This is a genomic window from Roseivirga sp. 4D4, from assembly GCF_001747095.1.
GTDB lineage: Bacteria > Bacteroidota > Bacteroidia > Cytophagales > Cyclobacteriaceae > Roseivirga.
In genome coordinates this window covers 4316313-4341508 of the sequence record NZ_MDGP01000001.1, presented here as the reverse complement: position 1 = coordinate 4341508, position 25196 = coordinate 4316313, and the positions used below count along the sequence as shown (strand labels likewise).

18 protein-coding genes are annotated in these 25196 nt (G+C 42.8%); 5 read left to right on the top strand and 13 right to left on the bottom strand.

Annotated elements, in window-relative coordinates; all coding sequences use genetic code 11:
- The 8 genes from BFP97_RS19000 to mraZ are packed head-to-tail and all read right to left on the bottom strand — an operon-like array spanning window position 1 to window position 9026.
- Window positions 1-1161, bottom strand: a complete 1161-nt coding sequence (locus BFP97_RS19000; protein ID WP_069843931.1) for an FtsW/RodA/SpoVE family cell cycle protein — start codon at window positions 1159-1161, stop codon at window positions 1-3.
- The gene (gene murD, locus BFP97_RS18995; RefSeq protein WP_069843930.1) at window positions 1158-2495 is read right to left on the bottom strand and encodes a UDP-N-acetylmuramoyl-L-alanine--D-glutamate ligase; all 1338 of its coding nucleotides are present in this window, start codon (window positions 2493-2495) and stop codon (window positions 1158-1160) included. The genes BFP97_RS19000 and murD overlap by 4 nt, the downstream gene beginning before the upstream one ends.
- 15 nt (window positions 2496-2510) lie before the next feature.
- Complete coding sequence (gene mraY / locus BFP97_RS18990; RefSeq protein WP_069843929.1) at window positions 2511-3725, bottom strand: phospho-N-acetylmuramoyl-pentapeptide-transferase; 1215 nt, start codon at window positions 3723-3725, stop codon at window positions 2511-2513.
- A complete protein-coding gene (locus BFP97_RS18985; protein WP_069843928.1) occupies window positions 3725-5194 on the bottom strand; it encodes a UDP-N-acetylmuramoyl-L-alanyl-D-glutamate--2,6-diaminopimelate ligase in 1470 nt (489 codons plus the stop codon). The genes mraY and BFP97_RS18985 overlap by 1 nt, the downstream gene beginning before the upstream one ends.
- Window positions 5194-7296, bottom strand: a complete 2103-nt coding sequence (locus BFP97_RS18980; RefSeq protein ID WP_069843927.1) for a penicillin-binding protein — start codon at window positions 7294-7296, stop codon at window positions 5194-5196. The genes BFP97_RS18985 and BFP97_RS18980 overlap by 1 nt, the downstream gene beginning before the upstream one ends.
- Window positions 7286-7663, bottom strand: a complete 378-nt coding sequence (locus BFP97_RS18975; RefSeq protein ID WP_069843926.1) for an FtsL-like putative cell division protein — start codon at window positions 7661-7663, stop codon at window positions 7286-7288. Before BFP97_RS18975 ends, BFP97_RS18980 begins: the two co-directional genes overlap by 11 nt.
- 2 nt (window positions 7664-7665) lie before the next feature.
- A complete protein-coding gene (rsmH, locus tag BFP97_RS18970) occupies window positions 7666-8574 on the bottom strand; it encodes a 16S rRNA (cytosine(1402)-N(4))-methyltransferase RsmH (RefSeq protein ID WP_069843925.1) in 909 nt (302 codons plus the stop codon).
- 5 nt (window positions 8575-8579) lie between these two features.
- Window positions 8580-9026: a division/cell wall cluster transcriptional repressor MraZ gene (gene mraZ, locus BFP97_RS18965; protein WP_069843924.1), complete on the bottom strand. Its 447-nt coding sequence runs from the start codon at window positions 9024-9026 to the stop codon at window positions 8580-8582.
- Window positions 9027-9398: 372 nt separating this feature from the next.
- Here mraZ and BFP97_RS18960 point away from each other — a divergent pair, with 372 nt between their 5' ends.
- Window positions 9399-9959, top strand: coding sequence for a hypothetical protein (locus BFP97_RS18960; RefSeq protein WP_139135377.1), 561 nt, complete (start codon window positions 9399-9401; stop codon window positions 9957-9959).
- A 178-nt stretch (window positions 9960-10137) separates the two neighbouring features.
- Here the strand turns inward: BFP97_RS18960 and BFP97_RS18955 are convergent, their stop codons facing one another.
- Together BFP97_RS18955 and BFP97_RS18950 are read right to left on the bottom strand one after the other, a co-directional pair.
- On the bottom strand, window positions 10138-11112 hold the full coding sequence (locus tag BFP97_RS18955; protein ID WP_069843922.1) for a polyprenyl synthetase family protein: 975 nt from the start codon (window positions 11110-11112) through the stop codon (window positions 10138-10140).
- Between the two features lie 117 nt (window positions 11113-11229).
- Window positions 11230-12219: a lipid A deacylase LpxR family protein gene (locus tag BFP97_RS18950; protein WP_139135376.1), complete on the bottom strand. Its 990-nt coding sequence runs from the start codon at window positions 12217-12219 to the stop codon at window positions 11230-11232.
- A 20-nt stretch (window positions 12220-12239) separates the two neighbouring features.
- Between BFP97_RS18950 and BFP97_RS18945 the strand changes: the two genes are divergently transcribed.
- The 3 genes from BFP97_RS18945 to BFP97_RS18935 are packed head-to-tail and all read left to right on the top strand — an operon-like array spanning window position 12240 to window position 16121.
- Complete coding sequence (locus BFP97_RS18945; RefSeq protein WP_069843920.1) at window positions 12240-13352, top strand: aminotransferase class I/II-fold pyridoxal phosphate-dependent enzyme; 1113 nt, start codon at window positions 12240-12242, stop codon at window positions 13350-13352.
- 47 nt (window positions 13353-13399) lie between these two features.
- The gene (locus tag BFP97_RS18940) at window positions 13400-15094 is read left to right on the top strand and encodes a 1-acyl-sn-glycerol-3-phosphate acyltransferase (protein ID WP_069844395.1); all 1695 of its coding nucleotides are present in this window, start codon (window positions 13400-13402) and stop codon (window positions 15092-15094) included.
- Window positions 15087-16121, top strand: a complete 1035-nt coding sequence (locus BFP97_RS18935; RefSeq protein WP_255399521.1) for an NAD(P)H-dependent glycerol-3-phosphate dehydrogenase — start codon at window positions 15087-15089, stop codon at window positions 16119-16121. Before BFP97_RS18940 ends, BFP97_RS18935 begins: the two co-directional genes overlap by 8 nt.
- Here the strand turns inward: BFP97_RS18935 and BFP97_RS18930 are convergent.
- Entirely contained in the window at window positions 16116-17354 is a 1239-nt protein-coding gene (locus BFP97_RS18930) for a M48 family metallopeptidase (protein ID WP_317039345.1), read from the bottom strand. The two genes, BFP97_RS18935 and BFP97_RS18930, sit on opposite strands and share 6 nt — an antisense overlap.
- Window positions 17355-17359: 5 nt before the next feature.
- Window positions 17360-18397, bottom strand: coding sequence for a type IX secretion system membrane protein PorP/SprF (locus BFP97_RS18925; protein WP_083262664.1), 1038 nt, complete (start codon window positions 18395-18397; stop codon window positions 17360-17362).
- 216 nt (window positions 18398-18613) lie between these two features.
- Between BFP97_RS18925 and BFP97_RS18920 the strand changes: the two genes are divergently transcribed.
- The gene (locus tag BFP97_RS18920) at window positions 18614-23935 is read left to right on the top strand and encodes a gliding motility-associated C-terminal domain-containing protein (RefSeq protein WP_069843917.1); all 5322 of its coding nucleotides are present in this window, start codon (window positions 18614-18616) and stop codon (window positions 23933-23935) included.
- A 72-nt stretch (window positions 23936-24007) separates the two neighbouring features.
- Here BFP97_RS18920 and BFP97_RS18915 read toward each other — a convergent pair whose 3' ends face one another.
- Window positions 24008-25195: a phosphoglycerate kinase gene (locus BFP97_RS18915; protein WP_069843916.1), complete on the bottom strand. Its 1188-nt coding sequence runs from the start codon at window positions 25193-25195 to the stop codon at window positions 24008-24010.
- Between the last annotated feature and the right edge of the window lies 1 nt (window position 25196).

Below are 25196 nucleotides of genomic sequence, written 5' to 3'. Positions count from 1 at the left end.
TTATATGGCTCTTGCCGTATTTCTTAATTCTCCATTAATGGCAGACATATCTTCTTGCTCTCCACGGCTTACACTTAGGATAATCCCCAAGGAAAGTCCGGTAAAAAGTAGCGATGTGCCTCCCATACTAATCAGTGGTAATGTCTGCCCTGTTACAGGCCCTAAACCCACCACTACTCCAATATTTACAAGTGCCTGAATCACTATCGCGAAACTCAGGCCTGCTGATAAAAGTCCTCCAAATGCCCGGTCGCTATTAGCGACCACCCGCATACCCCGGTAGAGTAAAACCAGGTATAGAAATAGCACGAAGACCCCTCCAATAATTCCGTATTCTTCTATGATAATGGCAAAGACAAAATCCGAAAATGCCTCTGGCAAGAAGTTTCTCTGAACACTGTTTCCTGGCCCTTGGCCCAAGACACCACCTTTTGCAATAGCGATATAAGATTGCTCTACTTGATAAGGGACTTCACCGTTGAAGAAATTGGTCATTCGACTCATTCCTGTTCCGCCTCTTTGCCCAAATTGAATCGCCAATAGCCCAGCAAAGAAGCCAACTACAACAAGCATCGCTAAGTATTTCATTGGCACGCGACCGATGAATAGCAAAAGCATACAAGTCATAAATAGTAAGACTGCTGTGGAGATGTTGGTCATCGCAATGAGGCCACAAATACCTCCGCACCAAGCCAGTAATGGAATCAGAGATTCTTTTATATCATCAATCTTCTGTTGTCTCTTTGCCAACATTGTGGCCAAAGCAGCGATCAAGGCAAGTTTTGCCAAATCTGATGGTTGAAACTGAATACCAATGAATGGTAAATCGATCCACCTGTTCGCCTCATTAATCTTTGAACCATACTGCCATGCATATAAGAGTAGCGGTGCAGAAATTATGAGCGCATACTTTGTCAGCTTTGAATAATACCTGTAGTCAATTTTATGGGCCACCCACATGACCAGAAGTGAAAGGGCTACCATAAGTGTGTGACGAATTAGGTACTTCTCTGTGTTGCCATCCGCAAAACGGTAGGCCAAAGAGCCTGCAGCACTATAAACTACCAAAATACCAAACACAGAAAGGCAAATAACAACCAGCCAAATGACGGGATCGCCTTGGATGTGTTTGTCAGTCCATTCTTTGATTCGATGTATCATAATGCTAGCACCGCTTCTTTAAATTTTTCTCCTCTGTCCTCATAGTTCTTAAACAGGTCAAAACTTGAACATGCAGGAGACAGTAATACTGTATCTCCAGGCACGGCCAATTCTTTTGCCCATCTCACGGCTTTGATCAAATCATCAGTGGCTTTCACTATCGGCACGATGTTTTCAAATGAGGTTATGAGTTTCGAATTATCTTTTCCTAAACAGATCAAGGCTTTCACCTTTTCCTGTACCAAAGCCTCTACAAGGCTGTAATCATTTCCTTTATCTATACCTCCTGCAATCCATACAATTGGTGTATCGAAAGCATCGAGGGCGTATTTCACAGAATCTAGATTGGTTGCTTTTGAATCATTTATGTATTCGACCGACTCCAGGTTTCTCACTGGTTCAAGCCTATGTTCAGCATTTTTGAAGCTTTTGAGTCCTCTTAAAAGACTTGCCTCATCAACACCTGCAATCAGGGCAGCATTTCCAGCGGCCATTGCATTAAGGGCATTGTGTAGTCCCTTGATTGAGATATCTGCTCTGGGGGCAGATACCTCAATATCTAAAGGGACATAAAACAACCTATCATTTTGTATATGTGTTATCTCGGCAGCGTCTCCGCCAAGCGAAAAGGGATGTACATTCAAACCACGAGTGGCTTTTTTAATGTCGTCCCCGTACAGGGTTTCATCCAGCCAATAGACTGCATGACGTCCCAGGTGTATAAGGTGAAATATGCGCATCTTCGATGCGATATATTTTTGAAAGTCATTGTCATATCGATCCAGGTGATCTGGCGTGATATTTAACAAGACTCCTATTTCTAGTTTTAATTCATAGGTGTCATCGAGCTGAAAACTGCTCAATTCCAATACATACCAATCGTAATCCTCAGTTAATACCTGACGAGCGAAGCTCTTCCCAACATTTCCCGCTACGCCTACCTTGAATCCCGCTTCCTTCAGCAGATGGTATGTCAAAAGCGTTGTAGTCGTTTTGCCGTTGGTTCCGGTTATACCGATCAGCTTGGCATCTGTATATTTTCCAGCAAACTCTATTTCCGAAATGATCAAGTTGCCGTTTGATCTGAGCGCTTTGATTAAAGGAGCGCTTTCTGGAATTCCAGGGCTCTTCACCACCAAATCACTTTTCAGAACCCTCTCCTCAGAGTGTCTGCCTTCTTCAAATTCAATTCCTGCTTCCTTGAGTTCTGTTCTATGCTCATTTGCAATAGAACCGTAGTCTGAAACGAACACGTCATACCCTTTGGCTTTCCCTAAAAGGGCAGCTCCTATGCCGCTTTCTCCGGCTCCGAGTATGACTAATTTTCTATTCATTTCAATCCTTATTTTCTATCTCAATTTGAGTGTTGCAAGGGCTATAATGGCCAACAGAATTCCTATAATCCAAAATCGCGTTACAATCTTGGCTTCAGGGATTTCCATCTTTTGATAGTGGTGATGTAAAGGCGACATCTTGAAGATTCGTCTTCCTTCACCGTATTTCTTTTTTGTGTATTTGAAATAGCTCACCTGCATTACAACAGAGAGATTTTCTATCACGAAGATTCCGCATAACACAGGAATCAAAAGTTCTTTTCTAAGCACTAGTGCTAGCACTGCGATCACTCCCCCAAGAGACAGGCTGCCTGTATCGCCCATAAAGACTTGGGCCGGGTAAGAGTTGTACCATAGAAACCCTACACATGCCCCCACAAATGCGGTACAGAAGATCACCAACTCGCCTGAGTTTGGAATGAACATGACATTCAGATAATCCGAGAAAATCGCGTTACCTGATATATAAGCCAGAATGGCCAGAGCTAGTCCAATAATGGCTGAAGTTCCAGCAGCAAGGCCATCTATACCATCAGTAATGTTAGCTCCGTTAGAGATTGCCGTCACAAAGAAGATTACGATCAGTATGTAGATAGCTGCCGTTATCAGGTCATTCTCTGTTGGATTAAGTTTGCTATAATCAAGCTCATTATCCTTTACAAAAGGGATTGTAGTGGTCGTTGACTTAGCATCTGTATATGTTGGGATAACCTCTTCAGTCTGAGCGTCCGCAACAGTAACTTCATCGAATTCTCTTACTACCACAGCATCGCTGAAATAGAGCGTAGAACCGACTATGAGCCCGACAAGAATTTGACCTACAACTTTGAACTTTCCAGCGAGACCTGCCTTGTTCTTTCTAAAGACCTTGATATAATCATCTAGAAAGCCAATAGCTCCTAAAATGATTGTGGTACCTAAAAGGAGTATCACATAGATGTTTTCTAGCCGAGCAAACAAGAGGGTCGGAACTACAATCGCAGCAATGATGATCAGGCCACCCATTGTTGGGGTACCTTTCTTCTCCATTTGACCTGTCAAACCCAAGTCTCGAATAGACTCACCCACTTGCTTCTTTTGCAATAAGTTGATCAGCCTTTGACCAAAAACAATGGTGATCAACAGTGAAATGAGTGTAGCCATGCCGGCTCTGAAGGAGATGTACTGGAATACACCAGCTCCAATCAGGTCAAATTCTCTATCCAAATAGTCGAACAAGTAGTATAACATTAGTTCTGCTTGTGGATTAGGTTTAACATTTCACTCAAAATCTCACGATCGTCAAAATCCGATCGCTCTCCTTTTACTTCCTGGTAAGTCTCGTGTCCTTTTCCAGCTACGAGAATGATGTCTTTCGGCTCTGCCAAGGCAGCAGCGGTTTTAATGGCTTCCTTGCGATCTTCTATGACCAAAGTCTTTCTGTAGTTGGAAGGGGTAACACCTTCCTGCATATCTTTAATGATGGCCATAGGCTCCTCAAAACGAGGATTATCAGAAGTTAAAACCACTTTATCGCTCAGGTCACAGGCAATCTTTGCCATGATTGGACGCTTTACTGTATCCCTATTGCCACCGCATCCGACCACAGTAATTACTTTCTCGTTTCCTGTACGGAATGCTTTGATGGTCAAAAGCACGTTTTCCAAGGCATCTGGTGTATGCGCATAATCGACCAAAGCTGTTATCCCTGTTTCGGTAATGACTTGTTCAAACCTTCCGGGTGCTGGGTTTAGGTTTGATAACTCCTGAAGTACTTCAGATTCGTCTTCGCCCAATAGAATAGCTGTCCCAAGAACTGCTAAAAGATTATAGGCATTGAAATCGCCAATCAACTTGAACCAAACGTTCTGTCCATTGATATCCAATTCAAGTCCTTCGAGGGTATTAGATAGAATTCGTGCTTTATAATCAGCCAGACTCTTAATCGCATATTTATGCTTTGATGCCTTTGTGTTTTGAAGCATTACCATGCCTCTTTTATCATCAGCGTTGACTAATGAAAATGCACTCGATGATAATCCATCAAACAGTAATTTCTTCGCCTTGATGTATTCATCAAAGGTTTTGTGATAGTCCAAATGCTCGTGACTGAGATTGGTGAAAACAGCGCCTTCATATTGGAGACCGGCAATTCTACGCTGTACAATGGCATGAGAGCTAGACTCCATAAAACAATGGGTACAGCCTTTGACTACCATATTGGCCAACATTTTATTTAATGTAATGGCGTCAGGGGTAGTATGAGTAGCTGGAATTACCTCGTCATTAATCTTGTTCTCAACCGTTGAAAGTAAGCCGGTATTATACCCTAAACCTCTAAAGAGTTGGTATAATAGTGTAGCACAGGTGGTCTTACCATTGGTACCTGTAATGCCGACAAGTTTGAGCTTTTCAGAGGGGTTTCCATAGAAATTGGAAGCCATAACTCCAAGGGCTTCGGCTGAGTCGGCTACTTGAATCAAAGCGATGTCATCAATCGTTGTCTGAAGAAGCTGTTCACAGACTATTGCAACGGCTCCTTGGTCGATTGCTTTATCAATAAAATCGTGTCCATCTACCTGAGTTCCTGATACTGCAATAAATACACTTCCGACATCGACTTTACGAGAGTCAAAGGCAAGCTGAGTCACCTCGGTTTCCATATTACCGGCAACCGACTGTAACGATACTTTGTACAATATGTCCTTTAACTGTGGCATTAGCCTAGTTCTAATCTTATTTGTGCACCTTGACTTATTCGTCTACCGGCCGTAACAGATTGCTTGCGCACCCTGCCCGTGCCGGTAATCGAAACTTTTAACCCTAAATTTTCCAAGATGAATACTGCATCTCTCAATGTCATTCCCTGCACATTAGGCACAAGGTTCTCATTGTCATGATTCTCTTTCCAGATGATGGCGTTGTTGCTGACGCTTGATCTTACCCACTCGGTCTGAACATCTTCTCCAATGTGATTTGAAATACCCAGTAGGTTACACAGCTCATTGAGTTCCTCGAATTTTCCTGCTCTGATGAATGGAAATTTGCCTTCGCTCGCCAAGAGATTTGACTCGAAGGAATCATGGATTTCCAGATTCTGGGCGTAGATCATATCTGCGATCTCCTTGAAGACAGGGGCAGAGACATCTCCTCCAAATCGATTCCATCCGCTAGGACTATCGATGACTACAATACAACTATAGAGTGGATTCTCGGCCGGAAAGTAACCCGCAAAAGAAGCATAATACTTCTGTTTAGTATATCTACCGTTGATCAACTTCTGAGCCGTACCTGTTTTTCCAGCAATCTTATAAATGTCATTTTTAATATTCTTCGCTGTGCCTCGTTCCACAACGCCTTCTAACATCTGCCTTAACTTGGCCAAGGTTTCTTTAGAAGCAATTCTTTTATTCAACACCTTCGCCTCAAACACCTCTACTGGCCGATCGGCACGATTGATACTTTTAACCAAAATGGGTTGAATCATTTTGCCATCATTGGCGACAGCATTATATAAGGTTAGCGTTTGCAATGGCGTCAACTGTGTTTCATAACCCACCGACATCCATGGAAGACTAACATCGGACCAAGTTGGGTCATCCGTATTCTTTATATAAGGAACGCCCTCTCCCATTAACTGGAAGTCCAAGGGTTTACCAAAGCCAGTCCCCTTAATAATGTCTATAAACTCTTGTGGGTTATCACCAAAACTCTCTTCAACCAAGCGTGCAGTACCTACATTAGAAGACTTAATAAATACATCTTCCACGCTAAGCATGCCATATCCGCCCCTATGCGCATTGGCATCCGTCATTACACGATCACTGAATTCAAAAGTACCTTCACCCGTATCAATAGAATCAGTTAATTCGACTTTGCCTGCCTCCAGCAAGGCGAGCATTGATGCTAGTTTAAAAGTAGAACCTGGATCATTGTTCTCTGCGACCGCAAAATTCTTATTCTCTGCATAAGTACCCCTTGAAGTTCTCTTGAGGTTTGAAATGGCTTTGATCTCACCGGTCTTGACCTCCATCAACACCACAGTACCATAAGCTGCATTGTATTTGGTTACAGTTTTTAGAAGTGCATTTTGGGCAACATCCTGAAGGTTGACATCGATAGTGGTATGCACATCATAACCATCGATGGGACTAATGTCTGAAGACGCGTTTACAGGCATCCAGTTGTTTCCTGCTACTTTCTGAAATAGACCTTCACCTGACTTTCCGGCCAGATAGCGATTAAAACTTCTTTCTATACCTACACCTACATTGTCACGCAAATACCCCACTGTTCTTCCAGCAAGGTTTTGAAATGGATTGTGTCTCTTATCTTCCTTATTGAAAATTACGCCACCCTTCATTCTACCCAAATTGAAAATGGGCCACTGCTCTAGCATTTCCTTTTCCTGATAATCAAGTTGGCGGGTATTGAGAACTAGGTATTGTCTCTTGGACTGTCGAGCTTCCGAGATCTTCTTCTGATAGTAGTCTGAAGAATGATCTCGGAAAAATGCCGACAATAGGTGTGAAAGGGAGTCTAAATTAGACGTAAATATCTCTTCGTCAACAACTGACGGATCGAATGCTAGTTTATAGAAAGGCAGTGATGTAGCGAGCAGATCATTTCCGCTTGCATAAATATTGCCTCTCGTTGCTTTTATCTTTCGGTAGTCAAGACTAAAGGTCTCAGCCTTCTCTCTCCAAGCATCTCCTTCGATTACCTGGATATCTACCAATCGGTAGACTACGGCCAAAACAAATAGCACAGCCACCAAAAAAGCTATGCGGACCCTGAGTAATATGGATTTCTTAATATTCATTGCCTTCTACAATGATTTTAGCCGGTGGCTCCATACTCTCCTCTAAACCAAGCGCTTTTACCTTCTTGGCTACTTCTGACTGCTTACTACTGTACATGTAGTTCGCTTCCAGCGTGGTCACGTTTGCTCTAAGGTCTTCGACTTCGTCTTCCAACTTATCGATTTGCCTCACAGTACGTTCTGCATAGTGGTTGTTCCAAACATAGAACACACCCAGCAATACCGTGAAAGCCACCTTAGGCAGGTGCTTAACAGGAAGTTGTGAATTCCAAGACTGGCTTAGCTTGAGCTTTGCAGACAAGAAGCCGAAGAACCCTCTGCCCTTGGGCTTTTCGTTTTCTCTGACTCTAAATCTGTTTTCAGCCATCTTTATATTCGCTCAGCTATCCGGAGTTTCGCACTCCTGGATCTACTGTTAGCTTTTAACTCCTGTTGATTCGGTTGTATTAGTTTTCTATTCACAGCCCTCAAGGGCTTTATTTCGTTTCCGAAAAAATCTTTCTCTACATCACCAAAAAATTTCCCTTTGTTAATGAAGTTTTTCACCATCCGATCTTCAAGCGAGTGATAACTCATCACCACTAGCCTACCTTCTGGTTTGAGCATTTCGGCCGACTGTGTTAAAAAGTCTTCCAAAGCACCCATTTCATCATTAACCTCTATTCGCAATGCCTGAAATACCTGAGCGTAATATTTATTCTCTCTACCTCTTGGCGCATACTTTTCGAGCAATGCAATTAAGTCGAAGGTGGTTTTGAATGACTCCGAAAACCGTTCTGAAACGATTGCCGCAGCCAGTGTTTTGGCATTTTTCACTTCACCATAAATTCCCAGAATACGATGAAGCTCTTTCTCTCCGTAAGTATTGACTATCGTTGCCGCAGTCAACTCACTTCCTCTATCCATCCTCATGTCGAGCGCTGCATCTCCGCGGATTGAAAACCCACGTGATACTTCATCGATCTGATGTGACGAAATGCCTAAATCAGCCAAAATACCATCAACTTTGTTGACACCGTACAACTTCAAATACCGTCTTAGGTGTCGAAAATTGGCTTGTATAAATGTGAAAGAACGATTCTCTATTTTTGAGGCATTTGCCTTAGCATCATCATCCTGGTCAAAGCTCAAAAGCCTGCCCGTACCAGATATATGCTTCAACATTTCAATGGAATGACCCCCGCCTCCAAAGGTCACATCTACATAAATTCCGTCAGGTTTGATTGCCAGCCCTTCGATGCATTCCTGCAACATTACCGGCACGTGATATTCAGCCATTCTCTTTAGTCATCAGCCAAGTATTTTTCGGCCAACTGAGAATACTCTGAAGCATCATTGATGAGGTTTTCTTCGTACAGGTCTGGATTCCAGATTTCAACTCTATTTCCCAACCCTACTAGCACAACTTCTTTAGTCAAATCAGCATATTCCAGCATACGCTTCTGAATATTGATCCTTCCAGCACTATCTAACTCTACTTCTGCATTCCCTCTAAAAAAACTGCGCTGAAATTTTCGATACTCTTCATTGAATTCACTCAACGACCGAACACGATTGATAATCTTTTTATACTCGATCATAGGATACAAAATCAAGCACGACTCAAAACCTCGCCTTAAGACGAGCTCTTGATTAGCTACATCAGGTAATGCCGCCTTCACCTTTGCAGGTAAAGCCAACCTTCCTTTTGCATCTAGCTTACAGTCATATTCTCCAGTAAAAAAAGACATTACACACCTGAACTAATACAAAGATAGAAAAACTCTCCACATTGCCCCACTCTTTTCCACTTTTTCACACTTTTTCTTAAAAATGCCGATTTATCGTCAAAAAGGCAAATATTTCTAACAAACAAACAGCAGTAGCCTTTGGAACCAATTGATCTTTAATTCATTGATTATCAATTACTTGTATTAAATACCGTTTTTGAAAATTATCTCAAGGTTGAAAAATGTATAAAAGTGGAGTGAAGTGTGATAAGATTTTTAAATTCCATCCTTTTACTGACTTTCAGTGTCCAATTATCGATTGAACTCAAGAATATTAGACCAAACTAATTGCCAAACCCGTTTAATCACTAGTTTCGCACTAAGCCAATAATTATGAAAAAAGTATTCCTATCCTTATTTGTTTCTACTGCCCTTTTGATGGGCTGTGATGCCACTGATGATGTCAATACAGAAGTAGGCACTGTCGCCATGTACATCATTGACTACACATCCAATGAGCTACAGTTTGGGTCGACTTTAAACGTGGCTAAGGTCTCTTCTCAAGTGACCACATTACCCGTTTCTGCCAGCTTAACACAGCCGACCAATGACCTCAATGGCGCAGTAAGTTTGGTGCTTAATACTACTGGTGATCAGCTGTTTGATGGCGAACTCTCGGAAGAAGGAACGTCTCGCATATTCGCACCGGTGTTACTCCCCCCTGGTGACTTCTTTAGATTAGACAACACAATTCCTTTCCCAACCCAATTGGACGTGCTTGACATTGAGGGGCCTTACAATACTTCTTTTGAAACGAATTGGCAAGCCATTGACGACTTGAGCCTTACGCAGATATTTCTTGATCAAGGCGCCTTGTTTGGTCGTTATTTATACCAGCCGTCACCTAATGTCAGCGAGCAATGGAAGTGGGTGATCATTCTCTATGTGCCTTAGCACTGAGTTAAAAAATTAGAATTTCTTCAGCATCCCAGTAAGGTGACTCTTGAATCGGGTTGTCTAATTATTAGAAAGAAGTACAAACATAGGTTTGGTCTTTTTTCATACAACTAAACTACAAACTAGTCTGAAGCGCTCGCTGGATTCCAGCGAGTGTTCCTTTTTTAAGGGCTGTCTATTTGGATCTCTCGATGGTGAATTTGACAAGCTGACCTAGAGAAGTTCTGTAGTCAGAATCAGGAAACTCATTGAGAATTTGTGTGGATTTATTATAAAAGTCATGCATTACTGACTCAGCGTATTCTATTCCTCCCGAAGTCTTGACATGGTCAATCACTTCCTGAATCTTCTTTTGGTTTTGGCTATTACTTTTGACAATTCTCTTAATCCTTCGCTTTTCGGTTCCAGTGGATTGTTGCAATGCATAGATCAAAGGCAAAGTCATTTTCTTCTCTTTGATGTCAATTCCTAACGGTTTGCCAATCTCATGCGATCCATAGTCAAATAAGTCATCCTTGATTTGAAACGCCATACCAACCTGAAGGCCGAACTCTTTCATACGCATTATGATGTCCTTATCTTGACCCGCGGAAGCAGCACCCACAGCACAGCAAGAAGCGATCAGAGATGCAGTTTTCTGCTTAATCACCTCGTAGTATAAGTCTTCAGTGATATCAAGACTCCTTGCCTTCGCCATTTGCAATAACTCACCTTCGCTCATTTCACGAACAGCTTCAGAAACGATCTTCAGTAAATCATAATCCTCGTGATCCACTGATAACAAAAGACCTCGGGACAATAAGTAGTCACCTACCAAAACTGCAATCTTATTTTTCCAAAGTGCATTAATTGAAAAGAACCCTCTTCTAAAATTCGAATCATCCACAACATCATCATGAACCAGACTAGCAGTATGCAAAAGTTCTATCAGAGAGGCCCCTCGATAAGTTCTATCCGTAATGTTACCACAGGTTCCTGAGGATAAAAAAACGAACATCGGACGCATTTGCTTTCCCTTGCGCTTCACGATGTAGCTCATTATTTTATCAATCAGAAATACTTTGCTTTTCATTAATGACCTGAATTTCTCTTCAAATTCAATCATTTCAGAAGCTACTGGGGCTTGTATTTCTTTCAGTTTCAGTGCCATTCGGACTAGGTGCTACAATATTAACAGGTAATGCAGCAACACCAAAAACATAAGTGTAAAATCGGTTCATTGGCCTTTTTTAGCCAACTAGTTTGACACTTTATTTAATCGAGATGTTTAGTCTTTTTTGAGAAATCTCAGTTGTAATTCCAAAGCTATATAAGCGTGCCTGCCAATATGGCTGACTTCTGGGCTGGACCAATTATAGGTAAACTTGAATGTTGCGTTTCTGGAGCTTGATGCAAACCCTACCCTAAGATGCCTGACCCACGGACGTGAAGTTTCAGTATGCGGTGCATTATCATTCCAAATGGAGCCATCGATGGTAATATTATGCGCAACGTACTGAAGGCCGTAACCTAAGAAAATGTAGTTATGCCTTGGCGTTTGATCACTACCTCTTCCAATTAGCGCATTGGTAAATGCAGAATTTCGTAACCACTGCAACTTGCCAAGCCTTATATCAACTCTTTGCATGGCATGTGTGAACCCGCTACCTAAGGAAAAAGACGAACTGGAAATTAAATCCAGAACACCCGGAGTCAACACTATTTGCCGGTCAAACTCCCCCTTAAAATCAATAATGAATTCGTTTGGTATTTGATACTCCCAACCTCTAGGTGCTGGAAAGCCAACGGCATTGTGATACCATTCTTGAAAACCCTGACCACCAGAGGCCTTTCCAATCAAACCAAACTCTAGTCCAATGGACCTTCGAGTTGTCTTCTTTCTGTAGGTTGTATAGCTCACAGACCCTGAAAGTATCCCTGCATAAGGACGATGAAACTCTTCAAAATCACTTATCAATAAATCTTGAGGGGTATAAATCCTGTGGGCCACACCTACGTCAAAAACTCGTTTGGTGGAATCCTGGCCAGAGGTCAATTTTGGTACCCAACGATAATTGAAAATCAGCCCATTCGAATAATACCGATCGCTGTCATTTAGTAGGTAGAAGTCATTGTCATTACGCAATGAATACTCACTATTCATCAGGCTGTCTTGAGCGTACAACTGAGTAGATAAGAATAGTGAAAGAAAAAGAAGAAAACCCCTCAAATACATATATTCACGACTTGGGGCAAAAATGATTAAAATTTGACTCAATTACGATCCTCATTTTAGAAATGAATCAAAAATCAAAACTTGAAGACCTTCTGACTAAGCGTAAGGAACAAGGATCCTTCAGAAACTTGGGTACTATACCATATGATAAGGTCGACTTCTCCTCAAACGATTACCTGGGCCTTGCTAGATCTAAGGATCTAAAGAGCATTATTGTTGAGCAATACAATCAATCCAATCACCTGAATGGCTCCACTGGTTCCAGGCTTCTGACAGGTAATAAGGAGGTGACAGAGGAATGCGAGAGGGATCTTGCCAAACTCTTTGGGGTTGAACAGACTACTCTTTTCAATTCGGGTTACATGGCCAATCTGGCCCTTTTTTCCACTTTACCACAGCGGGGAGATACTATTGTCTATGATGAATATTCGCATGCTTGTATTAAAGATGGTTGTCGACTAAGTCTGGCTAGTAGAAGGTCCTTCAAACACAATGACCTTCTTGATCTAGAGAAAAAGTTAAAAGTTGCCGAAGGAGAAGTGTACGTTGCCTGTGAATCGGTTTACTCCATGGATGGAGATCAGGCACCTCTTGAAGCACTGGCTAAGCTAGCCAACACCTACGGGGCCAAACTTATTGTTGATGAAGCGCATAGCACAGGCGTGTTTGGAGTTAATGGTTCAGGCCTAGTCGCTGAATTAGGGCTTCAAAACAGCGTTTTTGCAGTGATCTACACTTTCGGCAAAGCCGTGGGTATTCATGGCGCTTGTATAGCAGGCGATAGTAGTTTAAAAGAATTCATCACCAATTTCAGCAGACCATTTATCTACACTACGGCTCCCAGTCCGTTCGAGATTATTTCTATACAGTCAGCTTTTAAGTATTTGAGGAATCACCCCAGCCTGAGTCTTAATCTGCATAGCAAAATAGAGGACTTCAACCGTCAGCTTCCACAGTTTGCGAGCCCATCTGCTATTAAGTCAGTGATTATTGGAGGGAATAAAAAAACCAAGTCGATCGCTTCTCAACTTCAAGGTAAGGGCTTCGATATTCGGCCAATTCTCAGCCCGACAGTCAAAGAAGGCTCAGAAAGACTAAGGGTTTGTCTCCATACATTTAACACAGAAGAAGAAATTGACTTAATTTGTCACCTCTTGAAGAATTCGCTGGGTTAAACGTTTCTTAAATCCACTATCTTTAAGATGCTATTTGGATGGAAGCGATCTCACCAGACTACGTAAAGAAAAAATACGAACCTATCGTTCGTGGAGGCATCAATGAGTGGCCAGTCGTTGCCCTTAGTAGAAACCGAGAAGAATTCATTGAAGAAGTAGCTACCGAAAGCATTAGGCGCATCAAAGACGCTGCCCCAACGCGTGATGCACTAATCGAAGAGTTAGAAACCACAGTTTTCCGAGAAAAACTTCGAATTAAAAGAAATCCTTGGGCGGTTGACCCCGAAGATGATGGCGACTTTCTCAAACTCGTCAAAGAGAGGCTACTAGAGGTCTCTCAAAGCGATGACAACGAGGAAAAAGATGAAAAACTCGATGAAATTCTCGAAGAGATTGTAACCCGCTATGCCAGTGAGATTGCTGGCAACTTCAAGAAGTCTCGTTATCGGATGGCCCGATCTATCGTAACCTTTGGCTTTGCCAGATTGCTCAATGCTTCACGTGCCAGAGGTTTCTGGTCAATTTTCAGTACACAGTATACGCTTCAAGATAAAATCAATATCACTGGAGAAGTAGATCAACTGAGAACCCTAGCAAAAAAGGGTACTATTGTAATGGTCCCTACTCATTTCAGTAATCTCGACTCAATTCTAATTGGTTGGGTTATCAATGCATTGGGTTTGCCTGCATTTATCTATGGTGCTGGGCTCAACCTTTTCAACATTAAGATCATTTCGTATTTCTTGAATAGCCTTGGCGCCTATAAGGTCGATCGAAGAAAGAAGAACATGCTCTATCTAGAGACTTTGAAGTCTTATTCGAGTCTAGCGATGCAAAGAGGCTGCCATAGTCTTTTCTTCCCAGGAGGAACCAGATCAAGATCTGGCAAAATTGAAAAACGTCTCAAGCTGGGACTCCTTAGTACTGCGATCGAAGCGCAACGGGTCAATTATCAAAAAGGTAAAAGGGATTCGCTTGAAAAAATCTTTGTTGTTCCGGTCACATTGAACTATAACTTCGTATTAGAAGCTCCTAGTTTAATCCGTCAATTCCTTAGGCTTCAGGGTCAGGAGCGATATTATGTAGAGAATGACGAGTATTCTACCTCATATAAAATTTCGGCATTTCTAGTAAAGTTCTTTACAAAAGGATCTGACATATCGGTTTCCATAGGTAAGGCCATGGATGTACTGGGCAACTACGTTGATGAACAAGGGGAGAGCTATGATAAGAATGGAAGAGTTATTGACACACAAGAATACTTTACGCTTGATGGCAAGGTAATCTCTCAGAACGAGCAACGGGAGGACGAATACACTCGAATGCTCAGCGAACGAATTGTTGAAGAGTTTCACCGCATCAATAAGGTTTTTGCCAGCCATCTGGTGGCGTTCACGGCCTTTGTCATCTTCAAAAAGAAATTTAGAAAACTTGATCTTTACAACCTCCTGAGACTACCAGAGGAAGACCTAGTGATTGACTATGAAGAGTTTAAGGCTTCATTTGAAGGTGTATTGAGAAAAGTACATAACCTGTACAATGAAGGTAAAGTCAATATATCACCTTACCTTACGGGAGACCCAGATCGGATTATCAAGCATGGTTTGAAAAATGTGGGCATGTACCACTCTAAGCGTCCGCTTGTAAGAAACCGAGCTGGAGATATCACGACTCAGGATTTAAATTTACTATTCTATTATCACAACAGGCTTGACGGCTATGAACTCGAAAAGTATGTCTGATAAAGTAGTTGGTGTCTTAGGGGCTGGCAGTTTTGGAACGGCCGTAGCCAATATTCTTGCTAGGAATAGCAAAGTGTTGCTATATGCCCGAAACCCTTCTAGTGCTTCAGAAATTCAGGAATCGAGAAAGTCAGCAGGCCAAGAGCTTTCTGACAATATCACTGCCACACATAACCTTGAGGAAGTTGCGCAACGGTGCAATGTTATCTTTCCTGTGGTGCCTTCTTCTAACTTTAGAGAGCTGATACTGCAACTAGCACCTCATCTCAGGCCTTACCACATGATGATTCATGGTACTAAAGGGCTCGACCTTCAAATACCTGAGGTGAAGGGTCCGAATTTTGTCCTTGGCAAAGAGCATGTGTCGACTATGAGCGAGATTATCAGAAAGGAAACAGTTGTCGTTCGCGTAGGATGCATGGCTGGTCCTAACTTAGCCTCAGAACTATCTACAGGGCATCCTGCTGCTACGGTAATTGCCTCTCCCTTTACAGAAGTCATTCAAGAAGGCAAGGCGCTTTTACGATCAGAGAACTTTCAGGTGTATGGCAATGCCGATTTGAGGGGTGTAGAGCTGTGCGGAATTCTTAAAAATATTATCGCGATTGCCTCCGGAATTCTTTCTGGCTTAGGTATGGGAGAGAATTCTCGAGGTCTTTTGGTAAGTAGAGGTCTGGTTGAAATGATATATCTGGGCCAGGCCCTTGGTGGAGAAATATCATCTTTTGTAGGGCTGGCTGGTATAGGTGACCTCGTAGCCACCACAACCAGCACAAACAGTAGAAACTTCACCCTTGGCTTCAAAATAGCTGAAGGCAAAAGCCTGGATCAAGCACTTGATGAAATGGATGAGGTTGCTGAGGGTATCAATACGATCAAAATCGTGAAACAACTGGCAGATAGCCAAGGACTCAAACCTTTAATTACTGAGACCCTCCACAAGATTTTGTTTGATGGCATGACCCCAGAAAATGGCGTCAACTTTCTCATGCGTCATCAAGCGAATATCGATATTGACTTCCTATAGTTTTTCCATTGCCTCAAGCCTTTGAAGCAAGGTTGGGTGGGAATAGTGGACTTTCACGTACAAAGGATGTGGTGTTAAATTACTCAAAGAAGAAACCGAGAGTCTTTTTAAGGCATCCATTAATGGCTTAGCATCATATGTCCCCGCTGCGTAGGCATCGGCCTCATACTCATTCTTTCTACTGAGCAAATTCATGAGGAAACCTGTCAATCGGGAGATGGGTGTATAAAGTAAGGCAAAGGCTATGAAATTGATATGAATTGCTAGGTCCTCAGCACCCAAAGCGGCAGACAAATCCAGATTAAAGATTAACAAGGACATAACATAGAAGGTTACCCCCATTTGAAAGATACTCAACACTAGGCCCATGACGATATGCTTCTTCTTAAAGTGGCCCACTTCATGCGCCAATACGGCCACCAATTCTTCATGAGAATGGTCATTGATCAAAGTGTCATACAACACGATTTTCTTCTTTTTGCCTAATCCTGAGAAAAATGCATTCGCCTTGCTTGATCGTTTTGATCCGTCAATCACAAAGATATTATCCAATGGGAAGGACACTTTTTGAGCATAAGCATTAATCTTATCCTTTAATTCCCCGTCTTCCAAAGGCGTTAGCTTATTGAAAAGAGGAAGAATAAGAGAGGTGTAAAAAAGGTTCATGAACAGTATAAAACCAGTAACCAACATTAGAGCGTAAATCCAAAAATCCTCACCTAACTCATTCACGATCCACAAGAGAGCATAACCCAAAAGCCCTCCTATGATTATTGCCAATAAATAGCCCTTGATTTTATCCATGACAAAGGTTTTCAAAGTCATTTTGTTAAAGCCAAAACGCTCTTCTATAACAAAAGTCGAATAATAGGAGAACGGAAGGTTAATGATGTCAGAAAGGACAAAGAGGATTCCAAAAAATGCCAGTGCCTTTAATATCGGGTCTGTAACATAGGGCGTCAGAAAGCTATCGAGATAGCCAAAGCCCCCAAAATATAAGACTGCCAAAGTGAGTAAGGTACTGAAAGCTGAAGTCCAGAAACCAAAGCGAGATCTGGTCTTCTGATAGGCCTGCGATTTGGCATACTCATCTTCTTTATAAATCCCTTTTAATTTTTCAGGGATTTCCGCTTTGCTGTGTTTTTGATTGATAAAATCAAGAGCTTGATCGAAGATATAGTCAAGAACCACAATACCAATAATCAGGTACAGTAACTGCTCAGAAGTGATCATTGCGTCTAGTTTTTAGGACACGGAATCCTCCACCTACTGCGTGGTGTGATTTGAGGCTTATTAAAATCGAGGACATACGACAGTGAGAATTCATGCGCACCTCCGGCATCTATGGATAAATCCGATAGTGTATAATCGAAGCTGTAACCGATATTAAAGTTATTGGTGGTGACTCCTAATGTAAAAATCAGGGCTTCGTTATTAGGGAAGTTCTCAAAGGTGTTAAATGGAACACCTCGGTATTGAATACCAAAGTTTATGGGTTCTAGGTGTATAAAAGCCCCTATATCTAATTGAGTAAAAGGACCTTGTGACTTGTATTGAAAAACCGGAGTAATACTTCTTTCGGCATAGGTATAGGTCAAATCTTTTCTAAGGGGCCCTCTACCAAGAGATATCTTATATCCGCCATGAACCGTAAATCGCTGTGGCAATGGACTCGTCTCATTAATCAGTGACTGATTAGGTTCTGTAATGTGCTGTAAAGCAACTCCTAAAAATAAATTCCTAGAATAGAACATACCTCCTACGCTGATATCTCCAAAACTCACTTGAAGGTCTTGTCCAATAATTGACGGATCGGTGATGGTCGGATCGATATCTCCACTCACCGGATCAATTTGATTTGCAAAAACCAAATCCTGGAAACCAGCACTCCTATTAAACAAGCTATATTGAATCCCAGGTCTAAACATCAGATTATCTCCCAACTGGAGTTGATAGGCATAGCTAAAACCGATGCTTGTAGACCTTAAACCTTCTCTCCCCTCTCTATCTGTAGTCAGGATCAGGCCTATTCCACTGTTGTATTTTTCTACAAAGTGATCGGCATAAAACGAGAATGTCTCAAAAGAAGCATCGAGATTAGGCCACTGGCTTCTATAGTTTACTCCAAACCGGGTGAACTGGGATGCACCGGTAAAAGCCGGATTGATATATAAAGGAGCTGCATAGAACTGAGAAAATTGCGGGTCTTGTGCTTTCAACTCCATTGAAGCACAAATGGCAAACAAGCCTATCATTAAAGAACAAATTCTTCTCATCTATCTTTTAAACAATTAAACCCCTAACGACCCTTGCGCCAATATATTTCGTTGGCAAAAATTGAAGAATCTATTTATTCAGACAACGTTTCCTCAAAGAAGTTTTCCGTTATCTTAGGGCTTCTTATATAAGGCGTTGAATATAATAAAAACTGAGCCAAACGCGTAATAAGGGTATCGATTTACCTTGGTGTTTACCAGAAAGAAAGAATTATCGTGCACAGAAAGCTAAAGGTTGTACTACTACTCACTTGTATTCTTGTTTCCCTAGTGGCCAAGGGGCAAGATTTCACCCGAAACAACTGGTATTTTTCTGGTGACAATCAGGCGTTGATCTTTGGGAAAGGTCCTGCTGCGCGACCAACATTAAGCCCAGGAAAAGTCCCACAAAACAATATTGGTGAAAAAGTTACCGCCACCGACCCCACTTCTGGCGACTTAATCTTCTATTCTGACGGTATCAATATCTATGATGCCACCAATCAGGTAATGCAAAATGGCAATGGTATTCTGACGGACCCAAATGGAATTCAGGCCATGAGTACCAGTCCGGTACCTGGCGCTGGAAACGAAAACCTCTACTACCTATTTCACAAAAATGCCACTGGAGAGATCAGATATACGGTTATTGATCGCAGTGTACAAGGAAATAGAACAGATGGACCACCTGCCGGAGAAGTTATCAGTATAGGTAAAAATATAGCTTCTGGTATTACCTCCAGAGGTAATGGAATGATCACGATCGGATCAAGGGACATGACTCAGTTTTGGTTGGTTTCGCAGAACTCTAGTTCTGGAGCCATTGAAATACACAGTATTCCAGAGCCAAATGGAACATTCACAATGGTTGATGATTTAACATTGACAACCCCGATTGAAGCCCTTCACTTTGCCTATCACCAATTGAGTGGCCAGATTGCCATTGTCCCATCGAACAATTCAAATATTCAGATCATACGGTTCACCGAAACGGGCCAATCCATTGATTTTGAAAGAATATTGCTCAACACTTTCGTTCCGGGTAATACCTTTGGCGGCTCCGCAGGTTGGTCGGCAACAGGTCAGTACCTCTATTTTAGTCGAAACACTGCGACCAATGGCAATGTCTACCGGTTTAACATGCGCGACATTCGGGATGATGCTCCCTTAGATACCCTCCTTAGCAACCCGGTCGATGAGAGTATGAGTTTGTTGCTGGCACCAGACAGCACAATTTATCACATTTATAGAGACACACCGGGCGGAAGTCGCTTTCTGGCAAGAGTAAACGAACCAGACAGTGCCATTGCATTAGTTGACTATGAAAGTGCTCTCTTTAACGGTGCTGATGTCAATTCAAATTATTTTAGCCAATTCAGCCCAGAGGCGGAAATAACGCCTTTGGTCACAGCGGTGCTTCCCGCAGGCGATCTTTGTATGAACAATCCGGTTCAGTTCTTCCCAATGATTGAGCCTTCCACTGCAATCCCTACAGAGTATTTCTGGGAGTTTCAGCCCTTTGGATTGACCTCCACGGAACAGGCCCCCATCATGTCCTTTGAGGAAGCCGGACTGTTGTCCGCAACACTGTCTGTAACCATCAATGGCGAAACCGTTCGATCGAATACGGTAATGCGACAAATCCTTGAAAATGATCTGCAAGTACAATTACCAGATACCACAATTTGTGAGGGCGAAACACTCGAACTGAATGCAGAACCAGAACAAGGAGGTCAGGGACAACAAGGTGGCGCCTCAGGTGGCCCATTTGAATATCTCTGGAGTACTGGCGAAACTACCTCAACGATCAACGTAACTGAAGCAGGCGATTATTGGGTGGTGATTACTCCCACTACGGGCTGTCCGATATACGCAGAAGCACAAGTAGATGTATATGCAGATGAAAGTACTACTGCCAATATCTGGTATTTCGGTGATGGTGCAGGAATTGACTTTAACGAGGAAGATGGGCTGGACCCACCTCCCCGGAGTATTACCACACCTCATGCTATGAATGCACCGGCCGGTACCTCGACCATATCAGATGCCAATGGTGATGTACTCTTCTACACCAATGGCTCTAGGGTTTGGAACCGTGAGAATAATGTAATGCCTAATGGTACTGAAATAGGTGGAGATAGTACCTCAACCCAAGCGGTGATTATCGTTCCCTTTATAGATGATGATACACAGTACTATCTGTTTACAACCAAGGAGGTCTATGGTGATAACACCTTTGAGGTCAAGTTCAGTGTAGTGGATATGAAAGAGGACAATGGCCGTGGAGATGTTGTCATCAAAGATCAAATATTATTCACCAGAAGCACCGAAAAGATAGTTGCACTAGATGGTGGTGGTGGTTCATGGCTGCTAGTCCATGAATATGGAAATAATACCTTCCGAACCTACCCAATTACAGGAGCAGGTATTGGAGCACCAATTATTTCCTCAGCCGGTGCGGTACACTCATTCAATGACCCTTTAAGTGGTCAGGCGGGCATGAAGTTCTCTGCTGACGGTGAGCGCGTGGCAGTAGCCTTGATTGAAGGAACAGAAGACTATGTGGAACTCTTTGACTTTGACCCCATTCTGGGGGAAATAGTGGATTTCGAATATCGCATTGATCTCAATGAAGGTGGCGGAGGAAATGATCAGGTCTATGATGTTCATTTCTCACAAGGAGGTGCAAAACTCTTTGTCACCATGAACAACAGAAATACTGGAGCTCCTGGTGGACGAGTACTTGAGTATCGAGTGGATAGTCTCTCTACCCCTGCGACAAGATTAGCATCTAAGGCCGACATCTCTGATGGTCTGAACATGAATGTCAACTTTGGGCAAATGCAGACAGGCCCTGATGGCCAAATATATATGGCCGTTGAAACACCAGGCAATCCAGCTGGATCTGCGTTTGTTAGTTCGATTTCAGCGATAGATGATACTTTGTTTGTTTCTCCATTGAACCCACAGGCAGTACTCTTGACAACAGGTAATTCCAGACTTGGCTTGCCAAATTTTGTGCAAAACAATGCCAACCCACAAATGGACCCTTCTATGTCAGCACCAGATCTGACTTGTGTGGAAGAGCGAATCGAGATGACCAGTTCAGGTACTTCCGATATTGATGAATTTTTATGGTCTATCACAAACCAAGCAGACAATTCTACAGTGTTCAGCGCTGTCGGAATGGATACGGCTTATACTTTTCCGCAGGGACAATCGGGGCTTTTCAATATCTCTGTCAACATTTTTAATCGATGCGGCTTTGACACCACCATAGTTCAAGAGATTCAGGTGCTGGATATACCAGCCCCTCCTACCGTACCGCAGGCCATTTCTGTCTGCGAAGGAGATACCGCACCTTTGGATGCAATAATGGGACAACCAGATGACCCCAACCTCATTTTCGAATGGACGAATAGTCAAGGTGCAGTGGTCAGTACCACCAGAAATTTTGTCGTGACACAACCTGAAATCTATACGGTGACTATTACAAACATTGCAGGTTGTAGTAGCACCGCCCAGATATTTGCAGGACCACCCTTTGAAATAGATTTACCAGATGATGCCATCGTATGTCAGGATGCAGAACTGATATTGGATTCTAATGTTACCGCCAACAACTACATCTGGTCCGTTATAAATCCGGGCGGTAGTATCACAGGCCCTCTGGATAATGACAGGCGAGCCACTGTGGATACTAGTGTGCCTGGACTCTACACCTATGTTGTATCCATAGAAGACCCTATAACCCCTGGATGTTTTGTGAATGACTCCACCAGAGTCACAGTAAACCCTCTGGCTCAGGCTACTTTGGGAACAGTGATTAATGCCACATGTGGAAGCAGCGATGGTAGTTTTGAGTTTGCTATCACTACATCAGGAAACTACTCCTACGTGGTGACTGGAAATGCTTCTGGCAATGTAGCTCAAGGCAGTAATCTCTCAGGACCTGGTATTGAAACGGTAACTGGGCTAGGTCCAGATGTGTACTCTGTTCTGATTACGGATAATAGTAGTGGTTGTACCAATACACTCGATGGAATAGAAGTTCAGAATGACGGGGCAGGTTTCACCATCGCCAATGTGGCGGTGACCAATGCAGACTGCATAAATGCCACTGGTGATATGACCGTAACACTAAGTGCTGATGTTTTCCCTATCACCTACACCTTGACCAATACCGCAGATGGCACAAGCATAACAGGCGGTGCTGCCGCAGCACTTCCGACTACTACCTTTGATTTTCAAATTACTGGACTAACAGGTAGTACTTATGACCTTGCCGTAGTCGCAGGGGGATGTACACAAACTCAGGCAGGTATTGTGGTAGACACACCGCTTCCTGTTGATCTGACCACAGAACCCTTTGTAGAAATTTGTGGTTCAACAGCACCTTTAACGGCTAGCTCTACCACCGCAGGTGCAACCTTCAGTTGGACTGGTCCGAATGGTTTTACCGATACAGGTGATAATGTAAATGCTCCAGAAAGTGGCACTTATACGGTTACAGCATCTGCTCCAGGCAGCTGTGATGTTACGGAAACTGTCGTGGTTGACCTGACAGTACAACCCATCATTCAGATTAACGAAGTGGGAGATGTATGTACTGGTGAAATCACGCTTCAGGCTGAGGTGACTAATCCTGAGGCAGGAACAACATATGTTTACAACTGGGATACTGGTGCGAACACACAATCTATCACAGTAAATACCAGTGGTACTTATAATGTCACGGTTCGTCCAGCAGACAACTTGACTTGTACCGAAACAGCCAGTATTGTTGTAACAATTCCAGAAGAAATCGAGGCTACGGTATCTTCTACACCGGCTTGTAATGACGGATCTACCATTACACTGACAGTAGATGTGCTGACCGGTAATCCGAATTCATTTACATGGACTCGAGATGGGCAGGCAATTTCTCAGAGTGGCCCAGTAATCAATATTACTGACCCGGATGGTCAGGGTAGTTATACAGTTCGGATTTCAGATGGTACCTGCTTTATTGAAAGAAGTATTGAAATCAGAAGACAAACGGTTCCCCCAGGTATTCTACCTGACGTTGGGCTCTATTGCCCGACTAGGGCTACACAAGACATTCTACTTGCAGGTAGAGGATTTGAGACTTACGAATGGACCAGAGATGGCGTGTCATTTCCTGATGCTGGTCAAACTTTGACCATTCCTGGACCGGGCTTATTCGAAGTAACCATGACCACAGCGACCGGTTGTATTCAGATAGATCAAGTGAGAGTCATCGAGAGTTGTGATCCTCGAGTAGTAGCGCCTAATGCCTTTGCACCTTCTAGCAATCCACCGAACAATGTATTCTCTGTCGTACCCAATGACTTTGTAGACAACTTTGAAATCTTTATCTATTCCAGATGGGGTGAACTTATCTTCCAAAGTACTACGCTAGAATTTCAATGGAATGGTGTTTTCAATGGGGAGGTTGTTCCGCTGGGCACTTATCCTTACATCATGAGGTTCACTTCAAGGTTCGAACCAGAGCGAGGCACATTCGAGCAATCGGGCGCTGTCACTGTAGTTCGCTGATTCAAGAAGGAATTAAAAAAGAAAGGCAAGTCCTCTGAACTTGCCTTTCTTTTTTTTGATAGGGGCTAATTGTTAGTCTTCCAATGCGGCTACTCCCGGTAAAACTTTACCTTCCATATACTCCAGAAGTGCCCCTCCACCAGTAGAAACATAAGACACATCATTGCCGTAACCCAATTGGTTAACTGCCGCAGCAGAGTCTCCTCCTCCGATTAAGGAGAACCCTCCATTTTTGGTGGCTTCAACAATTGCCTCAGCGACTGCCTTAGTGCCGTTAGCAAAATTGTCCATCTCAAAAACACCCATTGGTCCATTCCAAAGAATGGTTTTTGATTCTTTCACCACACGAGAAAATACTTCTGCAGCTTGTGGTCCGATATCAAGACCCATCCAGCCATTTTCGATCGCGTTGTTCATGCTGATCGCAGTATTGGCCTCATTGCTAAAGTTATCAGCCACCACAGAATCAATAGGAAGTTCAAGGTTTACACCCAAATCCTTAGCCTTCTTGATTAGAGACAAAGCCAAATCAAGCTTATCTTCCTCTACTAAAGAATTTCCAATATTTCCACCCATTGCTTTGAAGAAGGTATAAGACATTCCTCCACCGATAATCAGGTTATCGACTCTTTCCAGCAATTGCTCTATGATCAAGATTTTATCAGATATTTTGGCCCCTCCCATAATGGCGGTTAGCGGCTTTTCTCCTGACTCGAGTACTTTTTGTGCGTTCTCGATTTCAGCTTGCATAACATAACCGCAGCCTTTGTTTTCGAAAAACTGAGCGATGATGGAAGTTGAAGCATGTGCTCTATGCGCTGTTCCAAAGGCATCATTGATATAGATATCACCGTGATCGGCCAGTGACTTGGCAAAATTCAGATCTCCCTTTGTCTCTTCTTTATAGAATCTCAGGTTTTCCAGAAGTAAGACTTCTCCGCCCTTTAGTTTCGAAGAAATCTCCTTACCCGCTGAGCCGATACAGTCATCAGCAAACTTCACATCCGTCTCAAAAACATCTGAGAGATGTGAAACGAGGTGTTTTAAAGAGAATTTATTTTCTGGTCCTTCCTTCGGCCTTCCCAGGTGAGACATTAAAACCACAGCGCCTCCATCGGCCAATATCTTCTTGATGGTAGGCGTAGCAGCCTTTATTCTTGTATGGTCAGTAATTTCAAAGCTGTCATTCAATGGAACATTAAAGTCTACCCTGATCAATGCTCTTTTTCCTTTGAAATCGAAATCGTTAATGGTCTTCATT

What these genes read in the sequence shown, in the direction of transcription:
- BFP97_RS19000 (WP_069843931.1), bottom strand. Translation starts at nt 1,161, where the DNA reads ATGATACATCGAATCAAAGAATGGACTGACAAACACATCCAAGGCGAT.
- murD (WP_069843930.1), bottom strand. Translation starts at nt 2,495, where the DNA reads ATGAATAGAAAATTAGTCATACTCGGAGCCGGAGAAAGCGGCATAGGA.
- mraY (WP_069843929.1), bottom strand. Translation starts at nt 3,725, where the DNA reads ATGTTATACTACTTGTTCGACTATTTGGATAGAGAATTTGACCTGATT.
- BFP97_RS18985 (WP_069843928.1), bottom strand. Translation starts at nt 5,194, where the DNA reads ATGCCACAGTTAAAGGACATATTGTACAAAGTATCGTTACAGTCGGTT.
- BFP97_RS18980 (WP_069843927.1), bottom strand. Translation starts at nt 7,296, where the DNA reads ATGAATATTAAGAAATCCATATTACTCAGGGTCCGCATAGCTTTTTTG.
- BFP97_RS18975 (WP_069843926.1), bottom strand. Translation starts at nt 7,663, where the DNA reads ATGGCTGAAAACAGATTTAGAGTCAGAGAAAACGAAAAGCCCAAGGGC.
- rsmH (WP_069843925.1), bottom strand. Translation starts at nt 8,574, where the DNA reads ATGGCTGAATATCACGTGCCGGTAATGTTGCAGGAATGCATCGAAGGG.
- mraZ (WP_069843924.1), bottom strand. Translation starts at nt 9,026, where the DNA reads ATGTCTTTTTTTACTGGAGAATATGACTGTAAGCTAGATGCAAAAGGA.
- BFP97_RS18960 (WP_139135377.1), top strand. Translation starts at nt 9,399, where the DNA reads ATGAAAAAAGTATTCCTATCCTTATTTGTTTCTACTGCCCTTTTGATG.
- BFP97_RS18955 (WP_069843922.1), bottom strand. Translation starts at nt 11,112, where the DNA reads ATGGCACTGAAACTGAAAGAAATACAAGCCCCAGTAGCTTCTGAAATG.
- BFP97_RS18945 (WP_069843920.1), top strand. Translation starts at nt 12,240, where the DNA reads ATGAATCAAAAATCAAAACTTGAAGACCTTCTGACTAAGCGTAAGGAA.
- BFP97_RS18935 (WP_255399521.1), top strand. Translation starts at nt 15,087, where the DNA reads ATGTCTGATAAAGTAGTTGGTGTCTTAGGGGCTGGCAGTTTTGGAACG.
- BFP97_RS18930 (WP_317039345.1), bottom strand. Translation starts at nt 17,354, where the DNA reads ATGATCACTTCTGAGCAGTTACTGTACCTGATTATTGGTATTGTGGTT.
- BFP97_RS18925 (WP_083262664.1), bottom strand. Translation starts at nt 18,397, where the DNA reads ATGAGAAGAATTTGTTCTTTAATGATAGGCTTGTTTGCCATTTGTGCT.
- BFP97_RS18915 (WP_069843916.1), bottom strand. Translation starts at nt 25,195, where the DNA reads ATGAAGACCATTAACGATTTCGATTTCAAAGGAAAAAGAGCATTGATC.